Below are 12,017 nucleotides of genomic sequence, written 5' to 3'. Positions count from 1 at the left end.
GGCGGAGCGCGACAGCCCTCTCTCATTCGAGCTGCACCGGCTGACCTGCGCCGTCGAAGGCGATGAAGCCGGCGATACCGCCGGACTTGATCGACTCGACCATGCGCTGCAGCGGCACTTCGGCCTGGGCGCTGGTCGGCCCGTGGCCCGCGTTGCCCGACATCGCGGCGGCGAACACGAGGTCCCAGGCCTGGCCGAACTGCTGCGACTCTTCGCGCAGCGCCTCGAAAGAGCCCAGCTCATCGGGCGTCTTGTCCACGCACATCAGCGGCGTCAGCGTGCCGCCTTGACCGGACTGGAAACGCTCGCGCTGCTCGAGCGTCGCGTCGTCCGGCAGGCCTGCGGCTGCGAAGACGAACAGCAGACGCTGCGGCTGTGCCTGTGCGCGCGCAAAACGCAGCAGGTCGTCGAAGCTTGAAATCATGGTGGGCTTTCGGTGTCCGGGAAATGGGTGAGGCGCTGGCCCTGGACAGCCGGTTGCCCCGTGTGCAGGAGGATCGTGACCAGCAGCGAAGCGTCTGTCAACGCGTGCACCGCGTGCGGTTCGCCTCCCTCGAGCACCACCAGGCGGCCGGTGGCGAGATGGCAGGCGCGTGACGGCGTCGTGACCGTCGCTTCGCCTTCCAGGCACTGCACGGTGATCGCTCCCGGCACACTGTGCTCCGGCACGTCCGCGCCAGCGCGCAACACCATGCGCATGAGCTGCGAAGCGGGTGTCTTGATCAGGCTGGTCGTGACGGCCCCCGCGCAACTGGTCGCCCAACGGGGTGATGTCAATCACGTCGAGGGCTTGGGCATGAGGAGGGGCCATGGAATCTCCTCAAGGGCGCGTGTTGCATGTCAATGGTGTGGCGGGAGCTTCGGCAGCGCGGCGCCCGCGAAGGCTTCGAGCACCGAGCCGAAACTGCCCGAACTCTGCAGCGCACCGACGATCTTCTTGAAAAGCGGCCCGTAGGCCTCGTCGGCCTCGTAGCCTGCGAGCGGGTCGCGGTTCATCAGGAACGCAGCGTCGAGTTCGGCCCATTCGTCGGCGCTGAGCACGGTCTCGGCCAGCGGCAAGATCTCGGCTTCCTCGACGTGCATGTGATCGAGGTAGAAGTCGGCGTACTGCTTCATCAAGGTCTCGAAGTTGTCCCGGCGGGCTTCACCCTGATCAGTCCCACTCATCATCCGAAATCCGAGCAGCGCGTGTTCGAGTTCGCGGATCGCCTGCTCGCCACGTGCATGGTCGGCGTCAAGGCGGTCGAGCACCGCGTCGGTCTTCGCGTTGCGCCCGCGCAGCTTGGGAAAGAGAAGGCGGCTCTCCTTGGGGTGGTGCAGCTTCTCCGGGAACTCGTCGACGTAGAACAGCATGGCCTGCAGGGCATCGAAGTCGGGCAGGGTGCCCCGCCGCCGGTGTTGGCGGAGGAGCAGGGTGATCGAGCGCAGCATGGCCGACAGCGCCCGATGTTCGCGACAGATGATGGTCAGGCTGGGGTGCGTCATCGTCATGGCCCGGTCTCCCTTGTGTTTCGACTGTGGCGATCTGCCGCGAGCTCGCAACCCACGGCCGGATGGTCGGCGCCATGCCGCGCCTGATATCCATACCAGAGGCTCCCGGCAATGCGGTGCGCGAGGTCGTCGGCCCGTTCCTGGAGATCTGCGTTGCCCAATGCCTGCGTGGTATCGCGAAACAGTGCGAGCCAGCGGTGGAACAGCTGCGCCGTGAGCCCGGGCAATGCAACATGCTTGGGCATTGGCGCGCCCCTGTAGCGGGCGGTGCCTCTCAGGGCAGACGACCAGAAGTCCACCATCTTCGCCAAGTGCCGGTCCCAGTCGACGATACGCGATTCGAAGATCGGAGCGAGCATCGCGTCGTCGCGCAGCTTCGAATAGAAGGTATGGACCAGGCGGACGACGTCCTCTTCGGTACAAAGGTCAGGATCCGGCATGATGGAACTCGCCGCGTTCGAATGGGAGATCGTGCGCGATGGAACCCTGGTTCAGCGCTTGCCGGCCGCGGGCGGTGACCTCGAAGACCTTGGCCGGGTCCTGCCTTGTGCAGTCGTCAGGGTCGATGTGCACTGGCGGAATGAAAGCCTTGACGTAGCCCGCCGCTTCCAGCAGTCGGACCTTGTCGATCTGGGACCGGCTGGCTGTCGTGAATGGAAGCTGCGCGCTCGCAATCCTCAGCCATATTTCCATGCACATCCCACACCTCCTTGAATCCTGGCGGGCTGTTCAGCACCGGCATGCAAGCCTAGCGCGGCCAAGCCGTTGCGTCTTTGATTTGAAGCAAGCTTTCTGCCGGGCATCCGCTGTGCGGATCGAATCGGCCATGGGTGGATCGCGCCGCCGCAGATCACGCTCAGCTGCATGCCGAGGCGGGCAAGCAGCCAATGTCGAGGGGCGATTGACCTACCATTCGCAGATGCCTCCTTCGCAGTTCCCGGCAGATCGCTCCAGAGGGCTCGCTCGTTGAAGCGGCTCGAGGGTGCCATCGCAAGGCTGCTCTGGCGGGTGTTGGCCTTGGTACTTGTCGCTCTGGGCCTGCTCGGCGTCTTTCTACCCGTTCTGCCGACGGTGCCATTTCTGCTTGCGGCCGCCTGGGCGGGCGGACGCGGCTGGCCTGCGCTGGAGCATTGGCTACTCGACCACCCGCGCTACGGCGAGTCCATCCGGCGCTGGCGACAGGAGGGTGCGGTGTCACGCCGCGCGAAGTGGGCCGCGAGTTGGATGATGTTCTTCAGTACGGCCGTGCTGCTCGTCACCAACGCGCCGATCGTTGTGAAGGTCGCAGCGCCGCTCCTCATGGCGGTGATTGCGATCTGGCTGTGGAAACGACCCGAGCCGTGAACGCGTTGGCCGCAGCGGTGGCGCGGTCTGCCGACGGCAACGATTGATGTCGGCACGCAGGTGCGATTCCTGTGCGAGGCAGAGCGCACCGGTCGTGCCTTTTCGCTGATGGAAGTCGTTTTGCCGCTGGACCAGGGACCGCCACCGCACGACCATCCATGGGGCCTATTACGTCCTGGAGGGCGAGGTGCGATTCCTGCTCGGCGAGCAGGAAGAGGTCTTTCGCAAGGGCGATTTCATCTATGCACCCGGCGGCACGCTGCATGCGTTCAAGGGTGCGCTGCCCGAGCCAACTCGTGTCCTCGTGCTGGATGCGCCGGCCACGGCCGAGGGATTTTTCAGGGAGGTCGATCGGGAGGTCAAATCTCCGTCAGACCACAGCAAGATCCCGGAGATCGGCCGGCGTCACCAGATGCGGTTTCATGCACCTGGTTGACACCGGCTCAAGCGCACCAGGAGCTGGCGCCACCCAAAAGCGTCAAGGGCGGGCCGCTGCAGTGCGCTGATGAGCCAACGCGGTGGCCGACGTGCGCGTGCAGCGCGACGGCAGAACCTCCGGCGCACGCTACGAGCGCACCGCTGGACACCCGAGCTGCTTCATGCAGGTGAGCGAACTCACCCGTCGGGTGCACAGCGACGCCGCATAGCAGGCGTCGCCTATGGACGGCGAGGACCCAGGTACTTGCCTCCCAATCTGTCTGCGGGGCCGGCACCAACCTCCAGGCCTTGTTGTACGTGGTGATTGCCTTCTCATAGAGATGGCGCTTGGCAAGCGCATCTCCGTCGGCGCATATCTTCTCGATGTCTGCGTGCACGCGCTCGGCAGTTCATCCATGTTGTCACGTCGCATCGGCAAGGAGGCGGGAACGTCCGGTGTTGGGCCTGCAGCCGAAGGGCAGAAGGTTCCGAGCGGTCGCAACGCGCGGTGTCGCCCCGACGGGCAGTGCAATCAGACGGCAGTGAAGATGAAACGGTACGCCGGGGGCTGAGACAGTCGAGCCAGCCATCGGTCTCGTCACTCGAATGCAAGCGCTGGCGCGAGAGCTGCCTGTTGCCTGGTCGAGGAGCGCTTGTCGACAGTTTCTTCGACCGGCTCGGGAACCAGCATCACGGGCACGGTTGACGTTCGCAGGAAGCGCTCTGCATCGCTGCCCATCGCCCACCGCCCGCAACGCCCAGGCGTGCTCAGAACAATGAGGTCTGCCGGCCACATTCTTGCTTCGTAGGCGACAGCGTCGGCGAGGGGTGTGGCGAAGTCGCTGTACAGCATCACATCCGCATGCACGCCGCGAGCCTCGGCAGCTTTTTTCGCTGCTTCAAGGATCTCCCGCCCCCAATTGTGCAGCGTACCCAGCCAGGTGTCGGTATCGGTGGATCTGCGTGCGAGCGAGAGATCGTCCACCACGTGAACCAGCCGCAGCAGGCCCCTCGCGGTCCTTGCGATATCGATGGCCTCGTCCAAGCTTCTTTTGGAAGCCGGACTCCCGTCGATGAGAACCAGAATCCGTTTGTGCATGGCGAGTTCCTCTTGAGCGAGGTGAAGGAGCCATCAGTATCGAAGGAGCGAGGATTCGTGCCTTGATATGGCGCAAGAACCGGCGCGGGAGGACCCCTGAGTCCGGGCCGCCGCGAGCGCGCCCGAATTGACTTTGACGATCGTCTCGAGCAGTTCGGTTTGCATCATGCAGCGATGGTTTTCCGAACACCGAAGCACGTCCAGCGGGCCGGCCGGCCCGCATAGCGACCAGTGGGGACCATGGGTCGCATCGACCACGAAGGTCGCGTCCTCCGATCCCGCTTGCGGGCGTTCTTCGGTGCGCATCTCGAAGCCCATCGCCCGCGCAGCCGGCAGGAAGGCGCGTGCCCGCGCCGTCGTCGGGTCGCCGAGGAGCCGGATCGATGCGCCTGGCGCCGGCCGATGCTCGCAGAGCGTCATGAGATCCGCCAGCGCCCTTGCCGGATGATGGTCTAGGCCCAGTCCCTCGTAGACCGGGACGCCCGCCTCCTGCTCGATCTGGCGCACGAAGGCCGGAGCCAGCGTTCCGCAGTCGATGGCGTCGTACATGCGCCCCAGCATCCGGGCCAGGCCGCGAAGATCGTCCTTTGCCGACGCCGAGCCGGCCGGATCGGTGAACCGGACTTCGGAAACCCGCGCGCCCAGTTCCTGCGCGGCGCGATGGAGGGCCGACGTCTCCTCGCCGGGCGGGGTGTCGAGCAGCAGCGCCAGGTTCTTGCCGTGCAGCGGCTTGCCGATCGTGCCAGCTCGGGCGTCCTCACGCAGGCGCCGGGCGGCCGCAAAGATCGCCAGGATGTCTTCCGCGGCCGGCGGCTCGCCGGCGCACCCGCGGTGAGAAGGAATGGAGAGAACGGATTCCACATCAGCGAAGGTATTGCCTGCTGCGATCGAGGCCTTGATCGCCGTCAACAATCCGTCATCTTGCAGCCGTCGATACCGGCCGGATACCAAGCATTCACCCACTGTTACCGAGGGGGCGACCGCATTGGCGCTGCTGTTGCAGTGGCCTTCTAAGCTTCAAGCCATCGATCTGCGAGGAACAAGTGATGACCGAAGCGACAAGCGCTCTCCAAGACAACCGGCGTGCCGTCCGGCGCATCTCCGACATGCTGCAACTGCTGCAGGACAGCCTGCCGATCCAGCGGCGCATCGTCCGCGCAGGCGACACGGTCTACCAGGTGGGACAGAAGTTCGGCTGCCTCTACGTCGTGAACTCCGGCTTCTTCAAGATGGTCAACCTCTCCGGCGAGGGGCGGGAACAGGTGGTCGGCCTGCACTTCAAGGGCGACTGGCTGGGCATCGACGGCATCGCGGCCGGCCAGTACGGCTGTGACGCGGTCGCGATGGACACCGGCGAGGTCTGGGCCATCCGCTACGACGCGCTGTTGCAGGCAGCCCTTCGCACGCCCGCGCTGCTGACCGCGCTGCATGAGGCCATGAGCCGCGAACTCACGCGCGATCACGATTCGATGCTGTCCTTGTGCACGCTGCCCGCCGACGCCCGCGTGGCCGGTTTCCTGCGCTACTGGGCCGACGCGCTCGCACAGCGCGGCCTGCGCACCGACCAGATCACGCTGCGCATGACGCGCGCCGAGATCGGCAACTACCTCGGCATGACGCTGGAGAGCGTGAGCCGTGCGCTGTCGCGACTGGCGCGTGGCGACGTGATCCGCTTCACCGAGAAGGGTCGGCGCGACATCCATATCCCGCAGGTGGAGGCGCTGACGGGCTTCATGCGCGCCGTCGCGCCGCCGAGAGTCGTGGCGCTCCACTGAGCAGCGCTCAGGACCCGCGCACGCTCGAGTTCGCTGCGCGTGTAGGGCTTGCGCGGCAGGTCCCAGCCCAGCGACTCGTCGAGCAGTCCGCTCGAATAGCCGAACATCAGCAGCATCGGCAGCATCGGCAGCATCGGCAGGCTGGACAGCCGCGTGCGCACAGAACGTGTCTACAAGCTCGAGATCGGAAAATGGCGCTCTACCGCGGTGAAGGTCCGTATTGCGAGCGCATCCATGAGGCGGCGCTTGTCAATTTCGGTTTCCCGTGGAGGCGCGACCGCGCCATTCCTTCACAACCCGGATCGTCGTCCGGAGACAGCGTGACTGGCGAATGCGGCAAACGTTTTTGAACGGAAGGGACTTGCCCGTCAAGACGTTCCCTTGCGCCCCTCGAAATAAGCGGCCAGGCGCATCCGTTCCTGCTCGAACGCCGACATGCCGGCGAGGACCGCCTTCCAGTCGCCGATGCGGCTGGCGCGCTCGATGTTCTCGCATGCGGCCGCGAACGCGGGCGCACCGACCATCTTGCCGGCGCCCGCCATGCGGTGAGCGAACTGGGTGACCTGGGCGAGGTCGCCGGCGGCCACCGCCTGCCCGAGTCCGGCCGAGTCGTCCTCGCAGGTTCGCCGGAAGGCTGCAAGAACCTCGCCCACCATCGACGCGTCGCCGCCGCATGTCGCCGTGAGGAGCGCCTGGTCGATCGGGCTGACGGAGGGGGCGGCCTCCGGGCTTGATCCAGCGGGAGCGGCGGACGGCGAGGGTGCCTGGGGAAGCGGCAGCCATCGATCGAGCTTTTCGGTCAGCTGCGCCAGTTCCACCGGCTTGACCAGGAAGTCGTCCATGCCGGCGGCCAGGCACGCCTCGGCCTCCCCCTGCAGCGCGTTGGCGGTGCAGGCGACGATCGGCACGCGCTCGCGCCCCGCGTCGGATTCCAGAGCGCGGATGCTGCGCGCCAGGTCGTAGCCGTCCATGTGGGGCATGTGGCAGTCGGTGATGACCAGCCCGAAGCGACCCGACTTCCACATCTCCAGGGCCTGGACGCCGTCGTCGGCGGTCTGGGCGGCATAGCCCAGCGTTCGCACCTGGCGCAGGAGCAGCATGCGGTTGACGGGGTGGTCGTCCACCAGCAGCACCAGCGTTCCTTCCGTCTCGGCCTGCGCGGTGCCGGGTGCCATGCGGCGCATGGCCGTAGCCGCCGGAAGAGGGCGCGCGCTGTCGGCGCCGCTGCCTGGCAGGGGCTCGGCGACGGGCAGCGACAGTTCCAGGGTGATCGTCGAACCCTTCCCCGACGCGCTTTCCAGCCTGATCGAGCCACCCATCATCTGCGCCAGCTGCCGGGAGATGACCAGCCCCAGTCCGGTGCCACCCGGCCGTCGCCGCGCCTCGTCACCGTCCGCCTGGCTGAAAGGCTGAAACAGGCGCTGCTGGTCCTCGGGTGAGATGCCGATGCCGGTGTCCTTCACCTCGAAGCGCAGGTTTTCCTGTCCCTGCGAGCGCCCCAGCCAATGCACGTTGATGTCGATCCAGCCCTCGGAGGTGAACTTGATCGCGTTGCTGACGAAGTTGTTGAGGATCTGGCGCAGGCGCACCGGATCGACCCGCAGCGCCGCACTGATGCGCGGGTCGACCATCCGCCGGACGACCAGGCCCTTGCTGCTGGCATTGCCCAGGTAGATGCTCTGCACCTCCTCAATCAAGCGCTTGATCGAGACGACTTCGGGGCGGACCTCCAGCTTGCCGGCCTCGATCTTCGAGAAATCGAGGATGTCGTCGATGATGCGCAGCAGCGACCGGCTCGATTCCCGCACGAGCCCGAGCGTCTCGCGCTGCTCGGCGTCCAACTCGGTCAGGCTCAGGAGTTCCAGCATGCCCAGCATGCCGTTCATGGGCGTCCTGATCTCGTGGCTCATGGTGGCCAGGAAGGTGCCCTTGGCGCGGTTGGCGGCTTCCACCTCCGAGCTGCGCTGCGCCAGGGCCGCGTTCAGCCGCTCGATTTCACGCTCCTTCTTCTTCCTCTCCGTCACGTCTTCCGTCATGGTCAGCACGTAGCGCGGCTGGCCGGCCTCGTCGAGGATCGGGATCTTCTTCGCGTGGAGGACGTGCACGCTGCCATCGCGCGTATGCAGGGTCCCCTCGGGGATGTCCACTTCCCGGCCGAGCGCCAGCGCTTCCTTGTCCTTGGCCGTGAAGAAGTCGGCCTCCTCCTTGGAACTGACGAACTCGTAAGCCGTCTTGCCCAGCAACTCCTGCTGGCTGCGCCCCGTCATCTCCTCCATGCTGCGGTTGACGCGAACGACCTTCAGGTCGCTGGCGTCCTTGACCATGACCTGATAGGGAATGTGATGGATCACCGAGTTCAGGAACGCGTTGGCTGTTTCCAGTTCGGCGGTGCGCAGGCGCACGCGCGCCTCCAGGTCGGCGTTCAGGACACGCAGGTCTTCTTCCGCCTGGCGCAGGGCCGCCTTCTGCCGTTGTTCGGTGAGCGCTCGGCGCACCGAGAAACCCAGCCGCCGCAAGCGCTGCTTGAGGACGTAGTCCGTGGCGCCGGCCTTCACGCAATCCACCGCCTCTTCCTCGGTCAACAACCCGGTGGATATCACAATCAGCAGAAGCTCCGGCTGCTGCTGCAGCACCTGGCGCAGCAGCTCCAGGCCGCCGACTTCGTAGTCGCACAGCACCAGGTCGAAGGCTTGCCGCTGCAGGGCGGAGACGAAGTCCTCCCTGGTTTGCACCCATACGATGTCGCAGGCCAGGTCCTCGTCCTGCAGCCTGCCCCGGATGCGCTCCGCATCGGCCGGGTCGTCCTCGAGATGCAGCACGCGGATGGCAGCGGTCATCTCGGCCCGTCCTGTTCGCCACGCAGCGACTCGACGACGTCCTTGAACTCCTCGCGGTTGCGTTCGCTCAGCGCGGAAAGGGCCTCGTGCGCCTGCAGGATCCGCTTCTGCACCACGGCCTGGTCGCCCCCCGTACCCAGCGCGTAGAGCTCGGGCGCGGCGGGAATGTCCTCGCGGATCGCGGCCAGCACCTGCTGCATGCTCAGTTCCTCGAACAGGGCGTGCACGGCCGGCGTCACCCCCGCGAGCACCACGCCGCCCCGGGCGACCAGCTCGTGCACCGTGCCGAGGCAGGTGCTGTCCATGTACTCGCAGCCGGAGAAGTCCAGCACCAGGGGGCGTCCCCCGTCCAGCACGGCCAGGGCCGTTTCATGGAAGGCATCGCAATGCATCCAGCTGGCCCGGCCACGCAGCGCAAGGTAGGCGGCATCGACTGTTTCGCCGTAGAACACCGCCTCGCCCTCGGGCCGCGGGGCGCCGGAAGCGGCAGCCGCGGGGAGCTCGGCGCCATTGTCGAACGAGGAGGCGCCCGCGTGCGCGTCGATGAGCAGGATGGTCACGTCATCCCGGTCCGCTCCCGCTGGCGCGTCACCGTGAAGCTGCGCCATCGCCTCCTGCGCACTGGAGAGCGGCTTGGCGAGCACCTGCTGCAGCAGTTCCAGCTCGCGCTCCGACCCGGAGGGCAGGAGCCCGTCGGTGTAGAGGAGGATCCGGTCGCCCGCCAAGAGCTGGAGACGCTCCTGCGCGAAGTGCGCGTCCGGCGCCAGCCCGAGCGCGGGCCCCGTGCGGCGGATCAGGCGCGTTTCCCGGCCCTCGCGTGCGTGCAGCACGGGCGGATGGCCCGCGGATGCCAGCGTGAGGCTCGCGTCCGACGTATCCAGCAGGCCGAAGACGGCCGTCAGGAACAGTCCCGGCGCGGCGTGCGTCTCGCAGATCGAGCGGTTCACCGCGGCCAATACCTCCGCCGGCGGCAGCGCGAGGCCCGTCGCCGGGTCCACCAGGACCAGCCGCTGCTTGAACAGCACCGAGAGCATTGCCGAGGTGACCCCGTGGCCGGTGGCGTCGGCCAGGTAGAAGGCGAGGTGCCGCTCGCCCAGCCGGACCACGTCGTAGAGGTCGCCGCCCACATGCTGCCCCGGGCGGTAGACCGCCTGGATGCAATAGCCCTCCATGGGGGGCGGGCTGCGCGGCAGCAAGGCGCGCTGGATCACCTCCGCCCGCTCGAGGTCGCGACGCAGCAGTGCGGAGGTCTCCTGAAGTTCGCAGACCTTGCGCTGTAGCTCCCGGTGCAACCGCTCGCGTTCAGCCAGCAGTTGCCGCCGCTCCAGCGCGTTGCGCACCGCAACCCCCATCTCTTCCGAGCGCGGCGACTTCGGCAGGAAGTCGAACGCCCCCAGCCGGATCGCGGCCACCGCCGAGTCAAAGGTCTCCAGCCCCGAAAGGACGATCCACATGGTGTCCGGCACTGCCTCGCGTCCCCAGCGCAGCAATTCCAGGCCGTCCATCCGGGGCATCATGATGTCCGTCAGCACCAGGGCGACGTCCGGGTGCTCCCGCAGGACCTCCTGCGCCGCGATTCCGTCGGCAGCCTCCAGGACCGGAGCGCAGCCGAAGCTTTCCAGTGCCAGCTTCACCATCAGTCGGGCCACCGGCTCGTCGTCTACCACCAGCGCGACGGGAGGGACAGGGTCGAGGTTCATCACATCCCCTAGCAGCGAGTGTGCCGTGCAAGAAAGAATTCTCCGAGCCGGCGGGCGCGATGGCAAGCCACTGACGCACAGGCAGCGGCGCCGCGATCGCGTTCGGATGTGGCAGCCGGCATCAGCGCGGGGCTGCCTCGAGAAGGACGGCAGAAGGGGACGCGCCAACGATCGTCATCAGCCGCTTGACATCAGATCGTCGGGTGCGCGCCGCCAGCGAGCCGCTACGAAGACTTTGTGCTTGAGGGCAGGAGCATCCGAATGGATGTGCATGATTGGCTGGCGAGGCGGCTGCCGAAGGGGTCTCTGCTCAATGGAGTTGGGGTCATGAGCGGTGCCCGGGAAGTTCGCCTCAAAAGGGCGTCTCGATCGAGACGCCTTTTTTCTTGGACCTCAGCTGCGAAAATCTGCTCGGCGCTCGTTCGCGACCTCGGCAAGTCTGGGCTCCACCTACAATTTCCATCCGCATGGCAAAGCTTCGCAAACACACATCTCCCACCCCTTGTGTCAGGGTGGCGCCCAGTGGCGTCCACGGCCTGGGCGCCTTTGCAACGCGCGCCTTGCCCGCCTTCGCATTGCTGGGCCTTTACGAAGGCCGGCGCTACTCACCGCAGGAAGTCGCCGCCAGAACCTGGGATGATCAGCTCACTTACCTGTTCACCTTGTCCAATCAGGAAACCATCGATGGTGCCAAAGGCGGCAATGGCACTCGTCACCTGAACCACGCCTGCGACCCGAACTGCGAGGCGGTCGAGGAGTACGACGACGCAGGCCAGCTGCTGCTGAAGTTCCAGACAATCGTCCCTGTAGAGGCAGGGGACGAGTTGTTCATCGACTATTGCCTGACAGCGGATGACGGCTCGCCGCCCTCAGACTATCCCTGCCATTGCGGCTCGTCGAATTGCCGTGGCACGATGCTCGCCCCTGTCGAAACCAGCTGAATCCGGCGATCTGTCTGCCGACGCGCAGGTCATTGCCCGCCCGTTCCAGCGCACGCTGAGCGGCAAGCAAGTGCACTGCCACGCAGCCTCGCATCCGCTCTTCGTCCTCGTCGAAGTGCGTGAACGAAGGCCGGTCCTCAAGGTGTCATGGGCATGCCGCCGACCATGGGCGCAGCCATTCGAGTCATCACGCCCGAGCCGGTTGCGCTACCGCACATGATGGGGTCGAGCTTCCTCCCCTTGGCGCGTCCCGGGGGGTCACCTGCGGCGAGCAGCAAAACCGCCTTGGCTGAATGATGGCAGCGAGCTCGCCCCGTGGCGGGCACTTCGCAAAGTCTGAGGACCCTAGATTTCCTTCAAGACCTCTGCGCCCGGCGCCGCCATGCTGGGCTTGAACTCGGTCACATCCTTCC

The 12,017-nt window shown here is 66.4% G+C and carries 13 protein-coding genes and 1 pseudogene; 6 read left to right on the top strand and 8 right to left on the bottom strand.

Translation table 11 applies throughout. The annotated features are described in order from the left end of the window. Positions 1-22: 22 nt before the first annotated feature. The 4 genes from ACSQ9I_RS35120 to ACSQ9I_RS35105 form a co-directional block, all read right to left on the bottom strand. Positions 23-424 carry a ribonucleotide reductase subunit alpha gene (locus ACSQ9I_RS35120; RefSeq protein WP_436316590.1) on the bottom strand — a complete coding sequence of 134 codons (402 nt, stop codon included), beginning with the start codon at positions 422-424 and terminating at the stop codon, positions 23-25. Continuing rightward, positions 421-777, bottom strand: a complete 357-nt coding sequence (locus tag ACSQ9I_RS35115) for a cupin domain-containing protein (RefSeq protein WP_436316589.1) — start codon at positions 775-777, stop codon at positions 421-423. Before ACSQ9I_RS35115 ends, ACSQ9I_RS35120 begins: the two co-directional genes overlap by 4 nt. A gap of 63 nt (positions 778-840) precedes the next feature. Beyond that, on the bottom strand, positions 841-1,485 hold the full coding sequence (locus ACSQ9I_RS35110; protein ID WP_436317110.1) for a hemerythrin domain-containing protein: 645 nt from the start codon (positions 1,483-1,485) through the stop codon (positions 841-843). Between the two features lie 2 nt (positions 1,486-1,487). Then, positions 1,488-1,931 carry a group III truncated hemoglobin gene (locus tag ACSQ9I_RS35105; RefSeq protein ID WP_436316588.1) on the bottom strand — a complete coding sequence of 148 codons (444 nt, stop codon included), beginning with the start codon at positions 1,929-1,931 and terminating at the stop codon, positions 1,488-1,490. Here ACSQ9I_RS35105 and ACSQ9I_RS35100 point away from each other — a divergent pair. From ACSQ9I_RS35100 to ACSQ9I_RS35090, 3 genes and pseudogenes are all read left to right on the top strand, one after another. Continuing rightward, positions 1,930-2,205, top strand: coding sequence for a hypothetical protein (locus ACSQ9I_RS35100; RefSeq protein ID WP_436316587.1), 276 nt, complete (start codon positions 1,930-1,932; stop codon positions 2,203-2,205). The genes ACSQ9I_RS35105 and ACSQ9I_RS35100 overlap by 2 nt on opposite strands. Before the next feature lie 252 nt (positions 2,206-2,457). Next, entirely contained in the window at positions 2,458-2,835 is a 378-nt protein-coding gene (locus ACSQ9I_RS35095) for a YbaN family protein (RefSeq protein WP_244504029.1), read from the top strand. Positions 2,836-2,986: 151 nt separating this feature from the next. After that, positions 2,987-3,271: pseudogene (locus tag ACSQ9I_RS35090) on the top strand (cupin domain-containing protein); the annotation flags it as partial. A gap of 579 nt (positions 3,272-3,850) precedes the next feature. On the opposite strand, the gene ACSQ9I_RS35085 reads toward ACSQ9I_RS35090, so the two are convergent. Next, positions 3,851-4,351, bottom strand: coding sequence for a universal stress protein (locus ACSQ9I_RS35085; protein ID WP_436316586.1), 501 nt, complete (start codon positions 4,349-4,351; stop codon positions 3,851-3,853). Positions 4,352-4,384: 33 nt separating this feature from the next. Further along, positions 4,385-5,260 (bottom strand): hypothetical protein, encoded by an 876-nt coding sequence (locus ACSQ9I_RS35080; RefSeq protein WP_436316585.1) that lies wholly within the window; start codon positions 5,258-5,260, stop codon positions 4,385-4,387. A gap of 137 nt (positions 5,261-5,397) precedes the next feature. On the opposite strand from ACSQ9I_RS35080, the gene ACSQ9I_RS35075 reads away from it, so the two are divergent. Next, complete coding sequence (locus ACSQ9I_RS35075; RefSeq protein ID WP_436316584.1) at positions 5,398-6,126, top strand: Crp/Fnr family transcriptional regulator; 729 nt, start codon at positions 5,398-5,400, stop codon at positions 6,124-6,126. A 191-nt stretch (positions 6,127-6,317) separates the two neighbouring features. Beyond that, positions 6,318-6,476, top strand: coding sequence for a hypothetical protein (locus tag ACSQ9I_RS35070; protein ID WP_170855733.1), 159 nt, complete (start codon positions 6,318-6,320; stop codon positions 6,474-6,476). Positions 6,477-6,494: 18 nt separating this feature from the next. Here the strand turns inward: ACSQ9I_RS35070 and ACSQ9I_RS35065 are convergent, their stop codons facing one another. Both ACSQ9I_RS35065 and ACSQ9I_RS35060 read right to left on the bottom strand, forming a co-directional pair. Further along, positions 6,495-8,963 (bottom strand): response regulator, encoded by a 2,469-nt coding sequence (locus ACSQ9I_RS35065; protein ID WP_436316583.1) that lies wholly within the window; start codon positions 8,961-8,963, stop codon positions 6,495-6,497. Beyond that, a complete protein-coding gene (locus ACSQ9I_RS35060; RefSeq protein WP_436316582.1) occupies positions 8,960-10,663 on the bottom strand; it encodes a SpoIIE family protein phosphatase in 1,704 nt (567 codons plus the stop codon). The genes ACSQ9I_RS35065 and ACSQ9I_RS35060 overlap by 4 nt, the downstream gene beginning before the upstream one ends. 467 nt (positions 10,664-11,130) lie before the next feature. Between ACSQ9I_RS35060 and ACSQ9I_RS35055 the strand changes: the two genes are divergently transcribed. Further along, a complete protein-coding gene (locus tag ACSQ9I_RS35055) occupies positions 11,131-11,604 on the top strand; it encodes an SET domain-containing protein (RefSeq protein ID WP_436316581.1) in 474 nt (157 codons plus the stop codon). Positions 11,605-12,017: the final 413 nt, after the last annotated feature.

Source organism: Variovorax sp. LjRoot84 (assembly GCF_964254305.1).
In the GTDB taxonomy this organism is placed as follows: Bacteria; Pseudomonadota; Gammaproteobacteria; order Burkholderiales; family Burkholderiaceae_C; genus Variovorax.
Note: the sequence above shows the minus strand (reverse complement) of the source record. Positions and strands in the feature narration are given on the sequence as shown.

Bases quoted from the DNA above. Each gene is read 5' to 3' on its own strand.
- ACSQ9I_RS35120 (WP_436316590.1), bottom strand. From the start codon at position 424: ATGATTTCAAGCTTCGACGACCTGCTGCGTTTTGCGCGCGCACAGGCA.
- ACSQ9I_RS35110 (WP_436317110.1), bottom strand. From the start codon at position 1,485: ATGACGCACCCCAGCCTGACCATCATCTGTCGCGAACATCGGGCGCTG.
- ACSQ9I_RS35100 (WP_436316587.1), top strand. From the start codon at position 1,930: ATGATGGAACTCGCCGCGTTCGAATGGGAGATCGTGCGCGATGGAACC.
- ACSQ9I_RS35105 (WP_436316588.1), bottom strand. From the start codon at position 1,931: ATGCCGGATCCTGACCTTTGTACCGAAGAGGACGTCGTCCGCCTGGTC.
- ACSQ9I_RS35085 (WP_436316586.1), bottom strand. From the start codon at position 4,351: ATGCACAAACGGATTCTGGTTCTCATCGACGGGAGTCCGGCTTCCAAA.
- ACSQ9I_RS35075 (WP_436316584.1), top strand. From the start codon at position 5,398: ATGACCGAAGCGACAAGCGCTCTCCAAGACAACCGGCGTGCCGTCCGG.
- ACSQ9I_RS35070 (WP_170855733.1), top strand. From the start codon at position 6,318: ATGGCGCTCTACCGCGGTGAAGGTCCGTATTGCGAGCGCATCCATGAG.
- ACSQ9I_RS35065 (WP_436316583.1), bottom strand. From the start codon at position 8,963: ATGACCGCTGCCATCCGCGTGCTGCATCTCGAGGACGACCCGGCCGAT.
- ACSQ9I_RS35060 (WP_436316582.1), bottom strand. From the start codon at position 10,663: ATGAACCTCGACCCTGTCCCTCCCGTCGCGCTGGTGGTAGACGACGAG.
- ACSQ9I_RS35055 (WP_436316581.1), top strand. From the start codon at position 11,131: ATGGCAAAGCTTCGCAAACACACATCTCCCACCCCTTGTGTCAGGGTG.